This is a genomic window from Roseovarius confluentis, assembly GCF_002917925.1.
Classification (GTDB): domain Bacteria; phylum Pseudomonadota; class Alphaproteobacteria; order Rhodobacterales; family Rhodobacteraceae; genus Roseovarius; species Roseovarius confluentis.
Window position 1 is genome coordinate 15553 of the sequence record NZ_PPFE01000002.1, and the last position, 19804, is coordinate 35356.

Annotated in this window: 20 protein-coding genes; 16 read left to right on the forward strand and 4 right to left on the reverse strand. The window is 63.4% G+C overall.

Annotated features, from left to right (window positions below):
• Positions 1–8 precede the first annotated feature (8 nt).
• The 13 genes from C2I35_RS04915 (at position 9) to C2I35_RS04975 (ending at position 12155) form a co-directional block, all read left to right on the forward strand.
• Positions 9–560: a thioredoxin family protein gene (locus tag C2I35_RS04915; protein ID WP_103761941.1), complete on the forward strand. Its 552-nt coding sequence runs from the start codon at positions 9–11 to the stop codon at positions 558–560.
• Positions 561–700: 140 nt separating this feature from the next.
• The gene (soxX, locus tag C2I35_RS04920; protein ID WP_103761942.1) at positions 701–1174 is read left to right on the forward strand and encodes a sulfur oxidation c-type cytochrome SoxX; all 474 of its coding nucleotides are present in this window, start codon (positions 701–703) and stop codon (positions 1172–1174) included.
• A 20-nt stretch (positions 1175–1194) separates the two neighbouring features.
• The gene (gene soxY, locus C2I35_RS04925; RefSeq protein WP_103761943.1) at positions 1195–1617 is read left to right on the forward strand and encodes a thiosulfate oxidation carrier protein SoxY; all 423 of its coding nucleotides are present in this window, start codon (positions 1195–1197) and stop codon (positions 1615–1617) included.
• Between the two features lie 23 nt (positions 1618–1640).
• Positions 1641–1970: a thiosulfate oxidation carrier complex protein SoxZ gene (soxZ, locus tag C2I35_RS04930; protein WP_103761944.1), complete on the forward strand. Its 330-nt coding sequence runs from the start codon at positions 1641–1643 to the stop codon at positions 1968–1970.
• A gap of 62 nt (positions 1971–2032) precedes the next feature.
• Entirely contained in the window at positions 2033–2857 is an 825-nt protein-coding gene (gene soxA / locus C2I35_RS04935; RefSeq protein WP_103761945.1) for a sulfur oxidation c-type cytochrome SoxA, read from the forward strand.
• A gap of 90 nt (positions 2858–2947) precedes the next feature.
• On the forward strand, positions 2948–4645 hold the full coding sequence (gene soxB, locus C2I35_RS04940; RefSeq protein ID WP_103761946.1) for a thiosulfohydrolase SoxB: 1698 nt from the start codon (positions 2948–2950) through the stop codon (positions 4643–4645).
• 25 nt (positions 4646–4670) lie between these two features.
• Positions 4671–5945 carry a sulfite dehydrogenase gene (gene soxC / locus C2I35_RS04945; RefSeq protein WP_103761947.1) on the forward strand — a complete coding sequence of 425 codons (1275 nt, stop codon included), beginning with the start codon at positions 4671–4673 and terminating at the stop codon, positions 5943–5945.
• Positions 5929–7149, forward strand: a complete 1221-nt coding sequence (locus tag C2I35_RS04950) for a c-type cytochrome (RefSeq protein WP_103761948.1) — start codon at positions 5929–5931, stop codon at positions 7147–7149. The genes soxC and C2I35_RS04950 overlap by 17 nt, the downstream gene beginning before the upstream one ends.
• A gap of 4 nt (positions 7150–7153) precedes the next feature.
• Positions 7154–7870: a c-type cytochrome gene (locus C2I35_RS04955; RefSeq protein WP_425442878.1), complete on the forward strand. Its 717-nt coding sequence runs from the start codon at positions 7154–7156 to the stop codon at positions 7868–7870.
• A gap of 28 nt (positions 7871–7898) precedes the next feature.
• Entirely contained in the window at positions 7899–9164 is a 1266-nt protein-coding gene (locus C2I35_RS04960) for an NAD(P)/FAD-dependent oxidoreductase (protein ID WP_103761949.1), read from the forward strand.
• An 88-nt stretch (positions 9165–9252) separates the two neighbouring features.
• Entirely contained in the window at positions 9253–9684 is a 432-nt protein-coding gene (locus C2I35_RS04965) for a DUF302 domain-containing protein (RefSeq protein WP_103761950.1), read from the forward strand.
• Entirely contained in the window at positions 9684–10901 is a 1218-nt protein-coding gene (gene hemA / locus C2I35_RS04970) for a 5-aminolevulinate synthase (RefSeq protein WP_103761951.1), read from the forward strand. The genes C2I35_RS04965 and hemA overlap by 1 nt, the downstream gene beginning before the upstream one ends.
• A 207-nt stretch (positions 10902–11108) precedes the next feature.
• The gene (locus tag C2I35_RS04975; RefSeq protein WP_103761952.1) at positions 11109–12155 is read left to right on the forward strand and encodes a YeeE/YedE family protein; all 1047 of its coding nucleotides are present in this window, start codon (positions 11109–11111) and stop codon (positions 12153–12155) included.
• Positions 12156–12158: 3 nt separating this feature from the next.
• Here the strand turns inward: C2I35_RS04975 and C2I35_RS04980 are convergent, their stop codons facing one another.
• From C2I35_RS04980 to C2I35_RS05000, 4 genes are all read right to left on the reverse strand, one after another.
• Positions 12159–13106 (reverse strand): MBL fold metallo-hydrolase, encoded by a 948-nt coding sequence (locus C2I35_RS04980; protein WP_103761953.1) that lies wholly within the window; start codon positions 13104–13106, stop codon positions 12159–12161.
• Entirely contained in the window at positions 13106–14020 is a 915-nt protein-coding gene (locus tag C2I35_RS04985) for an MBL fold metallo-hydrolase (protein WP_103761954.1), read from the reverse strand. The genes C2I35_RS04980 and C2I35_RS04985 overlap by 1 nt, the downstream gene beginning before the upstream one ends.
• 404 nt (positions 14021–14424) lie before the next feature.
• Positions 14425–14985: a thioredoxin family protein gene (locus tag C2I35_RS04995; RefSeq protein WP_103761956.1), complete on the reverse strand. Its 561-nt coding sequence runs from the start codon at positions 14983–14985 to the stop codon at positions 14425–14427.
• Positions 14986–15065: 80 nt separating this feature from the next.
• Complete coding sequence (locus C2I35_RS05000; RefSeq protein WP_103761957.1) at positions 15066–15752, reverse strand: response regulator; 687 nt, start codon at positions 15750–15752, stop codon at positions 15066–15068.
• Positions 15753–16053: 301 nt separating this feature from the next.
• Between C2I35_RS05000 and C2I35_RS05005 the strand changes: the two genes are divergently transcribed.
• The 3 genes from C2I35_RS05005 to C2I35_RS05015 all read left to right on the forward strand — a co-directional run bounded on the left by C2I35_RS05005 (position 16054) and on the right by C2I35_RS05015 (position 19722).
• Entirely contained in the window at positions 16054–16677 is a 624-nt protein-coding gene (locus tag C2I35_RS05005) for a sensor histidine kinase (protein ID WP_103761958.1), read from the forward strand.
• 61 nt (positions 16678–16738) lie between these two features.
• The gene (locus C2I35_RS05010; protein ID WP_103761959.1) at positions 16739–18487 is read left to right on the forward strand and encodes a sensor histidine kinase; all 1749 of its coding nucleotides are present in this window, start codon (positions 16739–16741) and stop codon (positions 18485–18487) included.
• On the forward strand, positions 18484–19722 hold the full coding sequence (locus tag C2I35_RS05015; protein WP_103761960.1) for a sigma-54-dependent transcriptional regulator: 1239 nt from the start codon (positions 18484–18486) through the stop codon (positions 19720–19722). The genes C2I35_RS05010 and C2I35_RS05015 overlap by 4 nt, the downstream gene beginning before the upstream one ends.
• Positions 19723–19804: the final 82 nt, after the last annotated feature.

The following is a 19804-nucleotide window of genomic DNA, read 5'->3' on the forward strand; positions in this document are numbered from 1 at the left end:
ACAGTCAGATGACCAGAATTTTAGCTTTCATAATAGCCACGCTGATCGCGCTGCCGGTCTTCGCGGCCGAGTTGGGTGACGACGGCCTGCACAAGGCCCCGTGGATGCGCGACACCTTCAAGGATCTTGGCGACGACCTCGAAGAGGCCACCGCCGAGGGCAAGCGCCTGCTTGTCCTGATCGAACAGCGCGGTTGCATCTACTGCACCAAGATGCACGAGGAAGTGTTCGTCGTCCCCGAGATCGAGCAGTTCATCGAGGAGAACTATTTCGTGGTGCAGATCAACATGTTCGGCGATGTCGAAGTGACCGATTTCGACGGCGAGGCGATGGCCGAGAAAGATGCCGTGCGCCGCTGGAACGCCATGTTCACGCCGACGATGATGTTCTTCCCGGAGGAAACCGAAGGCGAACTGCCTGCCGACGAGCTGGCGGTTGTCACCATGCCCGGCGCGTTCGAGAAGGGAACCACGCTGAACCTGCTGCGCTGGGTCGTCGAAAAGGGCTATGAAGGTGACGAGCCGTTTCAGAAATACCTTGCGCGCAAGTTGGCCGAATGAATTTACGCTGCACAAGCAAGGTGATCCGCCTCATTTTCTGCGAACGCGAACAAATTTAAAAATTCGCTTAATTGAATTTGTTGTTGCGTGAATCGCTTTTGTGTGTGCAAGTATACAGTAACTGTCATACGGGAGGGCACATGACACGTCTAACTGCTTTTGTATCCGCGGCCGCGCTATTCGCGACCGTTGCGGCTGCGGAAACCATCGCACCGCAAGACGTCGAATACGTCGATGGTGCGGTTGAAACTTCGCTGACCGGCCAGCCCGGTGACCCCGAGGCGGGCGCCGTGCTGATGAACAAGGGGGCGGGCAACTGCATCGCCTGCCACATGGTCTCTGATCAGTCGCATCTTCAGTTTCACGGCGAAATCGGCCCGCCGCTCGATGGCGTCGCCGACCGCTGGAGCGAGGCCGAGATCCGCGGTATCGTGGCCAACGCCAAGGTCATGTTCGAGGGCACGATGATGCCGGCCTTCTACAAGGTCGACGGCTTCACGCGTCTGGGCGACGCCTATACCGGCGAAGCGCACGAAGGTGAGGTCGAGCCGCTTCTGACCGGACAGCAAATCGAAGACGTCGTCGCCTACCTGATGACGCTCAAATACGAATAACTCAGATTCTGGAGGACAAGATGGAACTGAATCGCCGAAAGATGCTGGTGCTGGGCACCGCAGGCGCAGCCGTGACGGCCTTCGGCGCGCTGCCGGCCTTCGCGTCGGCCACCGAAGACGCAATCGCGAAGTTCACTGGCGGCGCCGATGTGGGCGAGGGTGGTGTCGAACTGACCGCGCCTGAAATCGCCGAGAACGGCAACACCGTGCCGATCGAGGTCAGCGCCCCGGGTGCGGTGGCGATCTCGATCTTCGCCGATGGCAACCCGACGCCGCCCGTGGCGACGTTCAAGTTCGGCCCGCTGGCCGCGTCGCAATTCGCGTCGACCCGTATCCGCCTTGCCGGCACGCAGAACGTCATCGCCGTCGCCCAGATGGAAGATGGCTCGTTCAAGCAGGCATCGGCAAACGTCAAAGTCACCATCGGCGGCTGCGGCGGCTGAGTAGAGGACAAGGAGATTAGAACATGGCCGAAGGTGTGAAACCCCGCGTCAAGGTCCCGAGCAAGGCAAGCGCCGGTGATACGATCACCATCAAGACGCTGATCAGCCACCAGATGGAAAGCGGTCAGCGCAAGGATGATGACGGCAACACCATCCCGCGCTCGATCATCAACCGCTTCGTTGTCGACTTCAACGGCGAGAACGTGATCGACGTCGCGATGGAGCCGGCGATCTCGACCAACCCCTTCTTCGAGTTCGAGGCGACCGTGCCCGAAACCGGTGACTTCAAGTTCACCTGGTACGACGATGACGGGTCCGTCTACGAAGAGACCAAGACGGTTACGGTCGGATAAGGCGCCCCGGCGTCAGGGAGGATAACATGACAAGAACGACTGTAACGGGTGGACGTTTGATCATGGCAGCAGCCGCCAGCGTGTTCGCGCTGGCTGCCTATGCCGGGCCCGACGATGACGAACTGGTCGTCAACGGCGATATCGAGATGGTCACCAAGACCGATGCGCCCGATCATATGGATGCCATCGACACGATCTATTCGGGCTGGCGGTTCCGCTCGGACGAAACGCAGGCGGTGCAAGCGGACGATTTCGACAACCCGGCGATGCTCTGGGTGGAACAGGCCGCCGAGGTCTGGAACACCGCGGAAGGGTCCGAGGGCAAGTCCTGCGCGTCGTGCCACAACGAGGTCGACAGCATGGCTGGCGTCAAGGCGGTCTATCCCAAGTGGAACGAGGATGCCGGCGAAGTCCGCACGATCGAGATGCAGGTCAACGACTGCCGCGAGAACCGCATGGGCGCCGAGCCGTGGAAATATGCCGGCGGCGACATGACCAACATGTCAGCCCTTCTGGCGTCGGTGTCGCGCGGCATGCCCGTGAACGTGGCCATCGACGGTCCCGCCCAGTCCACCTGGGAAAAGGGCAAGGAGATCTACTATACCCGGTTCGGGCAGCTGGAACTCAGCTGCGCCAATTGTCACGAGGACAACTGGGGCAACATGATCCGCGCGGACCATCTCAGCCAGGGTCAGATCAACGGCTTTCCGACCTACCGTTTGAAGAACACCAAGCTGAACGCCGTGCAGTCCCGATTCAAGGGCTGCATCCGCGACACCCGGGCACACACCTTCTCGCCCGGCAGCCCGGAGTTCGTGGCGCTCGAGCTTTATGTCGCCTCGCGCGGCAACGGCCTCAGCGTCGAAGGACCTTCGGTCCGCAACTAGACTCAATTCAAGGCTCCGTCATAACGGCGGGGCCTTTTTCATTCGCGCTATATTCAAATATGCGCATATGTCTCAAAGGGTGAGCTACACATGATTTCGCGCAGGGATTTTCTACAGGTCGGCATGGCGGCATCGGCCTTGGTCGGGGCCTCGGGCTTCGGCAACTGGGCCAAGCTGGCCGCACAACAATCACTGACCCAGGACCAGCTCTTGCAGTTCGACACGTTCGGCAACGTGTCCCTGATCCACGTCACCGACATCCACGCGCAACTGAAGCCGATCTATTTCCGCGAACCTTCGGTCAATATCGGCGTGGGCGAGAACAAGGGCGAGGTGCCGCATGTCACCGGCGCCGATTTCCGCCGCCTTTACGGGATCGAGGATGGCAGCCCCAGCCACTATGCGCTCAGCAGCGGCGACTTCACGTCGCTCGCCCGTGAATACGGCCGCGTCGGCGGGCTCGACCGCGTCGCGACCGTCGTGAACGCCATTCGCGCCGACCGCCCCGACGCCATCCTGCTCGATGGTGGCGACACGTGGCACGGCTCCTACACCTGCTATCACACCCAGGGCCAGGACATGGTCAACGTGATGAACGCGCTCAAACCGGATGCGATGACATTCCACTGGGAATTCACGTTGGGGTCCGATCGCGTGGCCGAGCTCGTCTCCTCTCTCCCGTTTGCCGCGCTCGGCCAGAATATCTTCGACGCCGAGTGGGACGAACCCACCGATCTCTTCCCGCCCTACACGATGTTCGAACGCGGCGGCACCAAGATCGCGGTGATCGGCCAGGCCTTCCCCTACATGCCCATCGCCAACCCGGGCTGGATGTTCCCGGAATACGCCTTTGGCATCCGGGATGAGAACATGCAGGAAATCGTCGACCAGGTCCGCAACGAAGGCGCGGAATGCGTCGTCGTGCTCAGCCATAACGGCTTTGACGTGGACAAGAAGATGGCAACCGTGGTCAGCGGCATCGACGTGATCCTGTCGGGCCACACGCACGACGCGCTGCCGGAACCTGTCCTGTCGGGCGAGACGCTCATCATCGCCTCGGGCAGCAACGGCAAGTTCGTCAGCCGCGTCGACCTCGATATCCGCGACGGCCGGATGATGGGCTACCGCCACAAGCTGATCCCGATCTTCTCGGACGTGATCGAACCCGACGCCGAGATGACCACCCTGATCGACGCTGAGCGCGCGCCCTACGAGGACAAGCTTTCAGAGGTCATCGGCCAGACCGAAAGCCTGCTTTACCGTCGCGGCAACTTCAACGGCAGCTGGGACGACCTCATTTGCGACGCACTCCTGTCCGAGCGCGATGCCGAAATCGCGCTCAGCCCCGGCGTCCGCTGGGGCCCGTCCCTGATCCCCGGCCAGGACATCACCCGCGAGGATATTTGGAACGTCACCTCCATGACCTATGGCGAGGCGTATCGCACCGAAATGACGGGTGAATTCCTCAAGGTCGTTCTGGAAGACGTGGCCGACAACATCTTCAACCCCGATCCCTATTACCAGCAGGGCGGCGACATGGTTCGCACCGGCGGTCTTGGTTACAGCATCGACGTCAGTGCACCGCAGGGCGAGCGGATCAGCAACATGACCCTGCTCAGCAGCGGCGAGCCGATCGACCCCTCGCGCAACTACGTCATCGCGGGCTGGGCCTCGGTCAACGAGGGCACAGAAGGGCCGCAGATCTGGGACGTGGTCGAAAGCCACATCAGGAAAATGGGCACCGTCACGGTGCAGGAAAACGACAGCGTCGAAGTGACCGGCGTCTGAGCATTCATCAAGGGAGCGTTCAGCCATGAATGATCTTTTCAAATCACCGTCTCGCCGCGCCTTCCTGCGTGGCAGCGCGGCGGCGGTCGCAGGCTCCGTGGCCGGCGCGGCCTCGGCACAAGATCCCGATCCGCTGATCACCGAGGTTCAGGACTGGGCCGCGATCACCGGCGAGGGCGTCGACGAAACCCCCTATGGCCTGCCGATCCGGTTCGAGGACGACGTGGTGCGCCGCAACGTGCCGTGGCTGACCGCCGACCCGATCAGCTCGATCAACTTCACACCGATCCATGCGCTGGACGGCACGATCACCCCGCAGGGCTGCGCGTTCGAGCGGCACCATTCCGGCGCGATCGAACTGGCCAAGGACGATTACCGCCTGATGATCAACGGCCTGGTGGATAAGCCCCTGGTCTTTCACTACGCCGATCTCGAGCGCTTCCCGCGCGAAAACCACGTCTATTTCTGTGAATGCGCGGCCAATACCGGCATGGAATGGGCGGGCGCACAGCTGAACGGCGTGCAGTTCACCCACGGCATGATCCACAACATGGAATATTCCGGCGTCACCCTGCGCACCCTGCTGGAAGAGGCGGGTCTCGATGCCGCCGGCGACCTTTCGGACAAGTGGGTCTATGTCGAAGGCGCCGACGCGTCCTCGAACGGTCGGTCCATTCCAATGGAAAAGGCTTTGGACGACTGCCTCGTCGCCTTCAAGGCCAATGGCGAGGCGCTGCGCAAGGAACACGGCTACCCGGTGCGCCTTGTCGTGCCGGGCTGGGAAGGCAACATGTGGGTCAAGTGGCTGCGCCGGATCGAGGTCATGGACGGCCCCGTGGAAAGCCGCGAGGAGACGTCGAAATACACCGACGTTCTGGCCGACGGCACGGCCCGCAAATGGACCTGGGTGATGGATGCCAAGTCGGTCATCACCTCCCCCAGCCCGCAATCGCCTATCAGCCACGGTCCTGGCCCGCTGGTCATCTCGGGCCTCGCCTGGTCTGGCCACGGCAAGATCACCCGTGTCGATGTCTCCCGCGATGGCGGCGTCACGTGGGAAACCGCCCGCCTCGGCACCCAGGGTGATGCCAAGGCGCTGACCCGCTTCTACCTCGACACCACCTGGGACGGCGGGGAAATGCTGCTCCAGGCCCGCGCGATGGACGAGACGGGCTATGTCCAGCCGACCAAGGCGCAACTGCGCGAGGTGCGCGGCGAAAACTCGATCTACCACAATAACTGCATCCAGACCTGGCACGTCAAAGCCAACGGGGAGGCCGAAAATGTCGAAGTTTCTTAAGATATTCGCACCCGCCGCCGGTGGCGCCGCGGGCGTCCTGACGATGGCCTACGTGCTGGCCGACCAGTTCGTCGTGGACATCCCCTCGATTGCCCCAGTGCTCGTGTCACAGGCCAATGCCGCCTCGACCGATGCGGCAAGCGACAGCACCACGGACGAAACCCAACCCCCCGCAACCGAAACACCCGAAGGCGGCTTCGGCCTGGGCCGCGAAGCACTGCCCGAGGAAATCGCCGCCTGGAACGTCGACGTGCGCCCCGGCGGCATCGGCCTGCCCGAAGGCCGCGGCGACGTGGAAACCGGCGAACAGGTCTTCGCCGAGGCCTGCGCCGTCTGTCACGGCGACTTCGCCGAGGGCGTCGGCAACTGGCCGGTGCTGGCGGGCGGCTTCGACACGCTCGACAACAAGGACCCTGTGAAAACCGTCGGCTCATACTGGCCGTACCTGTCGACCGTCTGGGATTACGTGCACCGCTCAATGCCCTTCGGGAACGCGCAGTCGCTCAGCCCCGATGAGGTCTACGCGATCACCGCCTACATCCTCTATTCAAACTACCTGGTCGAAGACGATTTCGAGCTCAGCCACGAAAACTTCGCCGAGTTCGAGATGCCCAACGCGGATGGCTTCATCGTCGATGACCGTCCCGAAACCGAATACACCATCTGGCGTACCGAGCCCTGCATGGAAGGCTGCAAGGACAGCGTCGAGATCACCATGCGCGCCTCCGTCGTCGACGTGACGCCCGAGGAAGAGGGCGCCGAGGAAGAAGCCGCCGCCGAACCCGCCGCCGAAGAAGCGGCGGAGGAGGTCGAGATGGCCGCCGCAGACCCCGAACCCACCGAGACGGCCGCGCCAGCGGCTGAGGCCTCCGCTGGCCCCGATCCCGAGCTGGTCGCGGCGGGCGAAAAGGTCTTCCGCAAGTGCAAGGCCTGCCACATGGTTGGCGACGGTGCCAAGAACCGCGTCGGTCCGGTGCTGAACGGCGTCATGGGCGCGACCATCGGCGGCCACGACGACTTCAAGTATTCCAGCGTTTTCGAGGAAGCCGCCGAAGCAGGCCGCAAATGGGACGAGGCCGCCATGGCCGAATTCCTTGCCGCGCCGAAAAGCTACATGAAAGGCACCAAGATGAGCTTTGCCGGTCTCAAGAAGGACGAGGATATCGAGGCGATCATCGCCTATCTGCAAAGCTTCGGAGACTGACCGCGTGACGGTCGGCTTCCGCGCGCTCCCCTTCGCCCTGGCGTCAGGCCTTTTGGCCTGCGCCACCTCTGTGGCGGCTGAAGAGGGCGACCCGGAAGCCGGCAAGGAGGTGTTCGCCTATTGCTCCGGCTGCCATGAAGTGGGCAAGGGGGCCGAGCATGGCATCGGCCCGCACCTCAATGGCCTTTTCGGCCGGCAAGCGGCCACGCAAGAAGGCTTCCCTTATTCCGAAAGCTTCAAGCGCGCTGGTACAGGCGGCCTGGAATGGCACGCCGAAACCCTCGATGTTTTCCTCGAGAACCCCACCGCGATCGCCTCGGGCACAAGGATGAGCTTTGACGGGTTGGAGGACCCGCAAGAGCGTCTGGACCTGATCGCCTACCTGCGGCGCTTTTCCGACAATCCCCGCGACATCCCCGAGGCGGACCCGACCATCCAGGGCATGGACCATGACCTCGATTCGGAAATCCTCGCGCTTGTGGGCGACCCGGAATATGGCGAATATCTCAGCGGCGAATGCGTGTCGTGCCATCAGGCGGGTGGCGCCAATGACGGGATTCCGTCTATCGTGCTCTGGCCGGAGGAGGATTTCGTCGTCGCCATGCACGCCTACAAGAACAAGCAACGCAATCATCCGGTGATGCAGATGGTCGCCGGGCGCCTGGGCGATGAGGAGATCGCCGCACTGGCCGCCTATTTCGGCCAACTGACGACAGAATAAAAATAAATTATCTTAGGGAGGACAAGAAATGACACTCAACAGACGGACGTTCCTTGGAACGACGGCCGCCGCGGCCACGACGCTCGCAGCGCCGACCGTGCTGGCGCAAGGCGCGGGCAAACCGCGCGTCGTCGTTATCGGCGGCGGGGCAGGCGGGGCCACGGCGGCCCGCTATATCGCCAAGGACAGCGACGGCGCCATCGACGTGACGCTCGTGGAGCCCACGCGCACCTATTTCACCTGCTTCTTCTCCAACCTCTACCTTGGTGGCTTCAAGGAGTTCAGCGATATCGGCCACACCTACGGCACCATCGCGGCCAGCGGCGTGAACGTGATCCACGACTGGGCCGTCGATGTCGACCGCGACGCCAAGACCGTGACGCTCGCAGGTGGGTCCACGCTGCCCTATGACAAGCTGATCCTCAGCCCCGGCATCGATTTCGTCGATGGCGCCGTCGAAGGCTGGAGCATCGAGGCCCAGAACGCCATGCCACACGCCTACAAGGCCGGCTCGCAATCCGAACTGCTGCGCGCCCAATTGGAAGCGATGCCAGAAGGCGGCACCTTTGCCATGGTGGCCCCGCCGAACCCCTATCGCTGTCCCCCGGGGCCCTATGAACGAGTCTCGATGGTCGCGCATTTCATGAAGGAAAATAACCCGACCGCGAAGATCATCGTGGCCGACCCCAAGCCGAAATTCTCCAAGATGGCCCTGTTCCAGGAAGGCTGGAACAAGCATTACCCGGGCGTGGTCGACTGGATCGGCGAGGAATTCGGCGGCGGCAACGTCTCGGTCGACACGGCGAACATGACCGTCACCATCGACGGCGAGGAAACCAGCGTCGACGTCTGCAACGTCATACCTGCGCAAAAGGCGGGCCGCATCGCCGACATGGCGGGCGTGACCGACGGCAACTGGGCGCCGGTGAATGCCGCCGACATGTCCACCAAGGCCGACGCGGATGTCTACGTGCTGGGCGACGCCGCTGCACAGGGCGACATGCCGAAATCGGGCTTTGCCGCCAACAGCCAGGCCAAGGTCTGCGCCAACGCGGTGCGCGGTGCGCTCACGGGCTCCAAGGTGTTCCCGGCCAAGTTCTCGAACACCTGTTGGTCGCTCATCGCCACCGATGACGGCGTCAAGGTGGGTGCGACCTACGAGGCGACCGAGGAAAAAATCGCCAAGGTCGACGGCTTCATCAGCGAAACCGGCGAGGATTCCGCCCTGCGCAAGGCGACCTACGAAGAGTCCGAAGGCTGGTACACCGGCATCACCACCGACATGTTCGGCTAAGCCAACGCGCCGTCCCGGCTTTGATCTCGCTCAAAGACCGGGGCGATGCCCCCGTGCGAAAACAAACCGACACCTAGGAGGACCCACCATGAAACCCGTGATTCTGACGGCTGCCCTGACATTTGCCACAGCAGCCCATGCCGAGGCCCCGATCACCACGCCCTACGAGGGGTCGTTCGACGACGCGGCCTTTGCCGTGGAAACGGCGATCGTGGGGCAGGGGCTGGTCATCGACTATGTCAGCCACGTGGGAGAAATGCTAAACCGCACGGGCGAGGACGTGGGCAGCGATGTCATGATCTTCAAGGAAGCGGATATCTTCCTCTTCTGCTCGGCCGTCGTGTCGCGCGAAGTGATGGAGGCCGATCCGATGAACATCGCGCACTGCCCCTACGGCATTTTCGTGGCCGAGGACGCGGAAGGTGCCGTGACGATAGGCTACCGCGACTACCCCGATGGCCCGATGGAAAAGGTCGAGGCTTTGCTGGCCGAGATCGTGAAAGAGGCGACAGAGAACTGATGAACTACCAGGAATTTTTCCGCTCCGAACTCGATGGGTTGCGGGCCGAAGGCAACTATCGCGAATTCGCCGAACTCGAGCGGCGGCGCGGGCAGTTTCCGAAGGCGCATTGCTACAACGGCCCCGAGAACGTGACGGTATGGTGTTCGAACGACTACCTCGGCATGGGCCAGCACCCGGTCGTGCTCGACGCGATGCACGACGCCCTCGACACCACCGGCGCCGGGGCAGGGGGCACGCGCAACATTTCCGGCACGACCCACGCCCATGTGCAGCTCGAGGCGGAACTGGCCGACCTGCACGGCAAGGACAGTGCGCTGCTCTTCACCTCCGGCTACGTGTCGAACTGGGCCGCGCTTGGCACATTGGCGTCGCGCATTCCGGGGCTGGTGGTTTTGTCCGATGCTCTGAACCATGCGTCGATGATCGAAGGCATCCGGCACAGTCGCGCCCAGAAAGTGATCTGGAAACACAACGACCTCGCCGATCTCGAGACCAAGCTGGCGGCCCTGCCCGCCAACGCCCCGAAGATGATCGCGTTCGAGAGCGTCTATTCGATGGACGGCGACATCGCCCCGATCAAGGAGATCTGCGATCTGGCGGATAAATACGGCGCCATGACCTATCTCGACGAGGTGCACGCGGTCGGCCTGTACGGCCCGCGCGGCGGCGGCATTGCCGAGCGCGAGGGGCTGATGGACCGCTTGACCGTGATCGAGGGCACGCTGGGCAAGGCGTTCGGCGTCATGGGCGGCTATATCGCCGCCTCGACCGAGCTGTGCGACTTTGTCCGCTCCTTTGCCTCGGGCTTCATCTTCACCACCGCCCTGCCACCCTGCGTCGCCGCCGGTGCCGCCGCTGCCGTGCGCCACCTCAAGCACAGCAACGAGGAACGCAGCCAGCAACAGGCCCGCGTGGCTGAGGTGCGCGCTCGGCTCGACGCGATCGGCCTGCCGCATATCGAGAACCCCAGCCACATCATCCCGGTGATGGTGGGCGACCCGGTCAAGTGCAAATACATCTCGGACGTGCTGATGCGCGACCACGGGATCTACATCCAGCCGATCAACTATCCGACCGTGCCCAAGGGCACCGAACGGCTGCGCATCACGCCCTCCCCGGTGCACTCCGCCGAGGATGTCGATCGGTTGATATCCGCCCTCGAAGAACTCTGGGCGCAGTGCCAGCTTGCCCGGCTGCCCATCGCGGCGCAGTAATCGGAAAAATTTCCCGCCAACGCGAAAAATAGGAAAATCCGTTTCGCCGGACCGTCCCGCGATGGTCCGGCGTTGCAACGTTGTCCGCGTTCCGGAACGTTGTTTCGCATTCGCTGTAGAACATGGAACAATGCTCTTTCCGCCGGGCTTTGACTCGCGCGAAAACGCACCAGATAAGGGCGGATTACTTGAATCAGGACATGACCCATGCTGCTTGACTCCCTGCCGTTCGACCTGCCTGCACAAACCCTGCACCTGCTGCTGGGCGCACTTCTGGGCCTTGCCTTCGGCATTGCCGCCCAGATCTCGCGCTTCTGCCTGCGGCGGGCCGTGGCGGGCGAGGATGGCATGGACCGCTCGGCCCTCTCGGTCTGGCTGGTCGCGCTGGCCGTGGCCATCGGCGGGGTGGCCCTGGCCGGTGGCATGGGCTTTGTCGAGCTTGGCGACCATCGCTACCTGTCCAGCAGCGTGCCGGTCGCCGCGATCGCCCTCGGTGGGCTCGCCTTCGGCATCGGCATGGTCCTGACGCGGGGCTGCATGTCCCGCCTGACGGTGCTGGCCGGTACGGGCAACCTGCGCGCGGTCAGTGTCATCGCCCTCTTTGCCATCGTCGCCCACGCAACGCTGAAGGGCGTTCTGGCCCCGGTCCGCACTTCGCTCGGCGCGGTCCAGTACGATTTCGGCATCGGCAGCCTCGCGTCCATTCCGGGTGTTGCCCCGGCCGTGGCGCTGGTGTTGCTGGCCATCGCCGTGCTGCTCGCACACCGCTCCGGCGCGCGCGTCCTGCACCTTGTCATGGGCGCGGTGATCGGCCTCGTGGTCGTGGCCGGCTGGGCCGGAACCTCCGTTCTGCTGTTGGATGACTTCGATCCGTTGCCCGCCCAGTCGATGGCCTTCACCTTGCCGTGGACCGACACTCTGTTCTACGCCATCGCGTCCACCGCTGTGCCCGCAGGCTTCGGTGTCGGTGTGATCGGCGGCGTCATCGTCGGCAGCTTCCTCAGCGCCGCCGCGCGCGGTGAACTGGCCTTGCAAAGCTTCTCGTCCCCCGTGCAGACCCTGCGCTACAGCGCCGGCGCCGTGCTGATGGGCTTCGGCGGCGTGCTGGCCGGGGGCTGCACCATCGGCGCGGGCCTCAGCGGCGGCGCGAACCTTAGCATCGCCGCCCTGCTGGCGCTCGGGTTCATCGTGCTGGGCGCGGTCGCGGCCCGCGGCGTGCTGGCACCTCGCGGTGTTGCCGTTCCCGCCGAGTAAGCCCTACTCGAACTCCATCTGCTCAAACACCCGGCCCGCATTCTTGGTGGCCAGTTCTTCAAATGTATGCAGGTGCTTATATGGCGTCTGGTCGACGTAATAGGCGTTGGCCAGGCTGCCGCCTTCCTCCAGGTGCGCGCCCACCTGTTCCCGCAGGTAAACCAGGTAGTCATGCGTGTACCGCCGCACCTGCGCCATGTTGGTCGGATGCCCGTGGCCGGGGATCACATACGTTGCCTCCAGCGGCTCGAACGCGGTCTCCCATGTTTCCAGCCAGTCTTTCGTGATCGTATCCTCGAAGATCGGCAGCATCCGTTCGTGAAACGCCATGTCGCCCGCAATCACCAGGCTCTGCTCGGGCAACCAGACCGAGATATCACCGGGACTGTGCGCCGGCCCAAGGTGCAGAACCTCGATCCGGAACTCGCCCATCTCGATGATCTTCTCATCCTCGAAGGTTTCCGTCGGCCCGGCCAACACCGTGCCCTCGGCCTTGTCGCGGTTGTATTCCTCCATCCGCCGCAGGATCTGGGCACCGTATTCCTCGAATTCCTCGGCGGCATCCAAATGCGCCAGGATCGGCACGCCTTGTTCGGACCAATAGGCGTTGCCCAGCATCGCATGGCCCTGGCCGTTCTCATTGATCACCAGCTTCACCGGCTGATCGGTGATGCGCTTGATTTCGTCGTGCAGCGCTTCGGCCAGGATATAGGCCGCCCCGCCATTCACCACGACAACGCCATCACCCGTCACGATGAAGCTCAGGTTGTTGTTATGCCCGGTGTTTTCATAGGTCGGCGGCGCGGTCGCGCCGATGGCCGACCAGACATGCGGGATCACCTCGACCGGCTTGGAATAGAGCGGCGAACCGGGATACTGGTCGGGTATGTTTTCATCGGCCAGTGCGGGGCTCGTGCACAGGGCAACAAGGCAGGCAGCAAGCGCACGCATCACGCATCCTTTCCGACAAAACGGTATCCGGTCTCTGACGCCTCGGCCCGGCCCACACCGCCCCCCGGCAGGTGGAACCCGATCAGGGTCATGTCGTCGGCGGTCAGGCGGTCGAACAGCGTCTTGCGCGTGGCCACCGCCATGTCCGGGTCCTGGTCCGATCCGCTGGGCCAGTCTGGCCGGGCGAAGGCGACGTGGTGATTGCCGATCGCGTCGCCGATGACCATCGCCGCCTCGCTTCCGCTGCGCAGTTCGAAACTCATGTGTCCGGGCGTGTGGCCCGGGGTCGAGACCGCGGCGATGCCCGGCAGCACCTCCTCGCCGTCGTCGAAAAACGCGACCATGTCCTCGATCGCCTCCATCCGGTTCTTGGCGCCTACGGCGAACGCGGCGCGCGCCTTGCCGATGGTGTTCACGGTCTCGGGGTTCCACCAGTAATCCCACTCGGCGCGGCCCATCATGTGCACCGCTTGCGCGAACAACGGGTCTCCAAAATCGTCCAGGACGCCCCAGATATGATCGGGATGCGCGTGGGTGAAAACGACGTGGGTGATGTCTTCGGGCGACAGCCCCGCGGCCTCAAGGCTGGCCGGCAACTCGCCCGCACTCGGCATGAAATTCGACCCGGCGCCGGCATCGAACAGCACGGTATTGGTGCCGTCGCGGTAAAGCGTCAGGTTGCATTCGGGGCGCAACTCGTCGCGGCTCTGGCCGGTGGCCTCGAGGATCGGCATCAGCTCGTCTTGCGGCATCGGCTCGAACAGGAAATCGCCCGGCAGCACGAGGTTGCCGTCGCTGACGGTCGTGACTGTCGCATCGCCAAGGGACATTTCCGCCAGGCTCCAGCGCGGCAGGGCCGCGGCAAGGGGCAGGGCCGCACCGGTCGCCATCAGGTGGCGTCGGGTCATTCGCATGGTATTCCTCCCAGAAATTCTCTTATAGGAATATGTGCGAATGTTTCGAGTCGCGCAAGCGCCGTCCCTTGTGAAACATCCGTGTCGAGCACTCAGCCGGTTAACAGCCGCGGAGCGGCCCGGCCATCGTCAGCCCCTCCCAAGGGCTGGCGATTTGGCTGAGGCTGGGCGCAACGATCTTTCTGGGGATGTACCTGGCAGGCATAAAGTGCTTTGAAATTGCCGTCGGGTCGCCACCCCATGGGCTGACGTTTGCCTCCGTCGTGAACGGCAGCAAAGTCAGCATGGCCGAAACTCATCTCAACCAGCTCCCGAGATTTTCTTCGGCCGCTGGTTCTTGTCATCAGCGCGTCTTGAACGGCGCTCAGCTCGGAATGGCATCATTTTCCGCAAAGCGCCGGCTCTCACGCCGCCGGTTTCCACTTGATCGAACAGCCGACCGACGCGACCTGGTCGCGCGGACCCTCGCCGGTTTCCGCGACCTGTTTCATCGCATCGAACAATTCGCGCGGCGCGTCCGCCGGCGCAGGCGACATGCGTGACGCATCCAGCCGGCCACGGTATTGCAGCCCGCCTTTTGCGTCGAAACCAAAGAAATCCGGCGTGCAGGAGGCGTGATAGGCCCGCGCCACGGACTGATCCTCGTCGTGCAGATAGGGAAAGGGCAGCCCGGCTTTCTCGGCCAGTTTCACCATGTTGTCGAAACTGTCGTCCGGATACGTCTCGGCATCGTTGGAACAGATCGCCGCAACGCCGATCCCCAGCGCTTGCAAATCCTTGCCGTCGCGCACGATCCGGTCCAGCACCGCCAGAACGTAAGGGCAATGGTTGCAGATGAACATGATCAGCGTGCCGCGCGGGCCGGACACATCGCTCAGCGTGTAGCGCTTGCCGTCCGTCCCCGGCAGATCGAAATCCGGCGCAGGCCAGTTGAAGTCGCACACGGGCGGGGTGTTCGCGGTCATGATCTTCCTCATTCGCTGTTCGCGACCAGTCTCGCCGACCCGCACCAGCTTGGCAACTGGTGGCGTGACCGCCCGCTGGTTCAGCGAAAGGCGAAGGGAGGGTCCGGGTCCATGACGCCGTCGGCATCCCAACGATCGGCCAGCGTCAACCCGCGGGCCGCCAACATGTCCAGAATGCGCTTGTCGATCGTGTCGATCAGGCGTCCGAACTCCATCTCGTCGCGTACCAACTTGGCGACGTCCTGCGCGATCAGCGTCCGCTGTTGTGCCAGAAGTTCCCCGATCCAGTGGCGCGAGGTTTCCGCAAGCACCTTGACGGAGGCCATCATCAGCTCCCGCAGCTTGTCGGTGCTCAACTCGACCTTGTCGAGACAGTCCAGAGAGCCCTGCTTGATCGACTCGATGGCGACGTCGGTGCGCATCTTGTTCGACATCATGACCACGGCGGCCGCAAAGTTCGCCGGGTGGCTTTGTACCATCTTTTGCGCGGCAAGGCCGTCGCTGTCCGGCAGCAGGTAATCTATCAGCACCACGTCGAAGCTGCCGGCGTCGAGCGCGGCGTCGAATTCACGGATCGTCGCGGCACTGACCGTGTTCACGGGCAGGCCAGTCGACTCCAGCGTTCGCAATAAACGTTTCTGGTCGAACGGGTCATCGTCAAGGATAAGTACGTCAAAGCAGTCGCCGCGACGGGCGCCGTGCAGGTTGGCCGCGGGCAGCGCCTGAGCGACCATTTGCTCGGCCGGGATTGGAGAGATAGACGCCATTTCGTTTCCTTTCCTACGAAAACACCCAGAATTCGTGGTGCGATGCTAGGGCCGTGATTGTTACCAGAGCGTTACCGTCGACGCGCCCGGTGTTGCTGATTTTAAAAGTTTCGTCGGCATCCGGCGGCCGCCGTTCACCGGTTGGAAACATGTGCCTGTCAGGTTTGCCCGACGCGCGAACAAAGATGAAAAGGGGAGACACGTGTCACGCTCGTTCACCTCTGACAGTCCTGGACCGGTCCGAGAGGCCGAAGAATTCCTGTATATCCTGACACATGACCTCAAGGCATTCGCCCGTGCCATGCGCACCATCCCCGATTGGATCGCTGACGATCTTGCCGCTCAGGGATTTGCGCTGCCGGCGGACTCCGCGGAAAACTTGGCCATGTTGCGTGACTACGCGCATCGGCTGGACGATACGCTGAACGCTTTGACCGAGTTGTCGCGGGTCGGGCGATTGGCGGATCCGCCTGCCACGCATGACCTTCACGCGCTTGTCGCCAGCAGTTGCGCCGAACTGCCAGCGGTGCCCAAGCTGACCTGCGATCTCCAGTGCCTGGGGCTGAGCGTCAGGGGGGCAAAAAACGATCTGCGCCGACTGTTCGATGCGGTGATCGGCAATGCGGCTGTGCATCATGACCGGGATTTCGGCAACCTGCGGATCGCCGCCACCCACTGGAATGGCCGGGTTCAGGTCACCGTCTCCGACGACGGGCCCGGAATTCCACCCGCTCACCGGGAGGCGGTGTTCAAACCCCTCGCCACCCTGCGCCCCAAAAGCGAGACCGGGCGCGTCGGCGTCGGTCTTGCGATAGCACGGAAAATCGTGCGTTCCATGGGCGGCGAGATCGCGATCGTTGAGGCGGACGCCCCGCGTGGCCTTTCGCTGCGCTTCGACCTGCCACGCTCGGACGCCGGTCACTGACCATGGCGCTCGCGCACGCTTTATCTGGTCAAGCAGGGGACAGGCTTGCTATCACCTTGGCATGTTGTCACTTCTTCGCGCCCGGTGGATCGTCATCGCGTTCTTCCTGCTTGCGGTCACCGCCGCGGCAGCAACCGTTTGGCGCTATGGCCATAGCCAGGGACTGACACAGCTGGCCAAGCAGGGGCGTGCCGATCTTGCGTTGGCGGCCGACCGTTTTACCGGCGAGATGCGCCGCTTTCGCGAACTCGCGGTTCTCATGTCCGATCATCCCAGGTTGGCGGCGTTGACAAGTGCCAGCCCGGACGTCCCCGCGGCCACCCAGCTTTTGCAGGAGGCCGTCGACAAAAGCGGGGCCGCCGGGCTGATATTTACCGATGCCAACGGTACGGTACTTGCGCAGGCGGGCGAGGTCTCTCTTGATCCCGCCGGCAGCAGCTACTTTCGCCGCGCCATGCATGGGGCGCTCGGGTCCTTCTTCGGACGGCTCGGCCCCGAGGGACGACGCGTTTACGCCTATGCCGCACCCTCTTTCGCCGAAGATGGCGCAATCCGTGGCAGTCTCATCGCCGTCGTCGACATTTCCGAAATCGAATGGGGCTGGATCGGCGGCCAGCCGGTGGTTTTCTTTACCGACAATGACGATCGCGTGTTTATCTCCAACAGGGAAGAGATACTGGGTTGGCGCATCCGACCCTCCGCTGCAGGTCTGGCCCCGCCCGGTGCCGCCGAGGCGGAAGGTGGCGCACGCAGGAAAGATCCGGATATCTGGACGCTCGATCACGGCAGCTATCTGCCAAAGCGTGCCTTGCACCTGGCCACCCCCAAGCCGGTGATCGGAATGACCGGTCATGCGCTGATGGACGCGGCCCCCGCGTCTCGCTTGGCGATGCTGCAAGCAGCTGTCTTTGCCGCGACGTGCCTTGCCTTCGGCGCCGTGTTGTTGCTGTTCGCCGAACGCCGTCGCGCGCTTGCCATCTCCAACGCCCAGCTTGAGACGCGTGTTGCGAACCGCACGGCGGAACTGTCGCAGACCAATGCCGTCCTGCGCCGCGAAGTGGCCGAGCGGATGGAAGCCGAAGCAGCGCTGACCCGTGCCCAGGAGGACCTAGTTCAGGCCGGCAAGCTAAGCGCGTTGGGGCAGATGTCGGCGGGTATCAGTCACGAGCTGAACCAGCCGTTGATGGCGATCCAGCAGTTCGCGGATAACGGCGCCGCGCTTCTCGATACCGGCAAGACGCAATCCGCCAGAGACAACCTCGGCCGCATCTCTGATCTAGCGGCGCGCGCGGCGCGGATCATTCGCAACTTGCGGGCCTTTGCACGCAACGAGGCCGAGCCCGCCGGAAAGGTCGACCTGGGCGCCGTGATCGACACCGCCGTCGAGCTGACCGAACAGCGCCTCGGCAACGAAGGCGTGGCGCTGGATTGGCACCGGCCCGAGTTTCCGGTGCATGTGCAGGCCGGCGAAGTCCGATTGGGCCAGGTTATGGTGAACCTGATCAACAACGCGGTCGATGCCATGGCCGGACAGGTTGACAAACATATCGAGATTTCACTCCTCCCCGGTGCTCACCCTACCGTGACGGTGCGGGACAACGGGCCGGGCATCTCCGATCCGGCAAAGATGTTCGAACCTTTCTATACCACCAAGGAGGTCGGCGGCGAGGATGGCCTGGGTCTCGGTCTCTCGATCTCCTACGGTTTGGTCGAAAGTTTCGGAGGCCGCATCAGTGGCAGCAACGCGGATGACGGAGGCGCGATCTTCCGCATCGAACTGGACCCCTGGAAAGACGAGGCCGCGGCATGAAAAGGGATGTTCTGATCGTCGACGACGACGCGGCGGTCCGAGAGGCGCTGGCCCAGACGCTGGAACTGAACGAACTTCGACCGCGCCTTGCGGGCTCGTTCATCGAGGCAAAGGACCACATCACTCCGGACTTTCCGGGCGTGATACTGTCGGACATCCGCATGCCGGGGCGCGACGGATTTTACCTTCTGGACCATACTCGCAAAACCGATGCCGAACTGCCGGTTATCCTGCTGACCGGCGAGGGCGATATCCCCATGGCGGTCCGTGCGATGGGGCAGGGCGCGTTCGACTTTCTTGAAAAACCCTGTGCGCCCGATGCCCTGTTGCCAGTTCTGACCCGCGCGTTGCAGACACGATCCCTTGTGCTGGAAAACCGGCGGCTGAAACGCCAGCTTGAGACGGGCGACGCCGCGGCCCGGATGCTGTTCGGCACCTCGGAACTGGCCGAGCAACTGCGCGAGCGCGTGCGCCGCGTCGCCGCGATGGGGGCAGACGTTCTCGTGACCGGCCCCCCGGGCGCGGGCATTTCGAAAGTGGCCGAGGTCGTGCATCTGATGACGCCCGCCAGCCGTGGCCCCTATGTCAAACACCCTGCTGCCGCGCTTGATGTCGGGGCACTGGATGATGCGATGGCTTCGGCCCGCGGCGGCAGTCTTTTCATCGAAGAGATCACCGCGTTGCCCCCTCATGCCCAGCACGCCCTGCTGGACCGGCTGGAGGAAGGCGCCGAAACGCGCCTGATCGCGGGTACGACGACGGATCTTGCCAAAGCTGCCGGCGACGGCCGCTTTTACCCCGAGCTTTATTATCGGCTTGACGTGGCGCCGGTGCGCATCCCGGCCTTGTCGGAAAGGCCCGAGGACATTCCGGTTCTCTTCCGGCACTACGTGGCGCAAGCGGCCGAGCAATCCGGTATCGCCGCGCCGGACATCGCCCCCGATCACGTGGCCCGCCTTATGGCACAGGATTGGCCCGGCAACGCAAGGTCCTTGATGAGCGCGGCCATGCGCTTTGTTCTCGGCATGCCGGATGAAGTGACCCGCGCCGCCGACCTGGGGCTTTCAGAGCAGATGGCACAGGTCGAGCGCTCTTTGCTGATCGCCGCGCTCGGCCGCCAGAACGGCCGCGCCTCCGAGGCCGCGAAGGCGCTGAAACTGCCTCGCAAGACGTTCTACGACAAGCTTGCACGCTACGGCATCAAGCCCGAGGACTATCGCCGCGGCGACGATTGAGCGCGGCTTCGGTGCCACAAGGGCCGACCCTCTCCGGTCTTTCCGATATCCGCGATTCCGCGTGGCATGGAAGCGAGTTAGC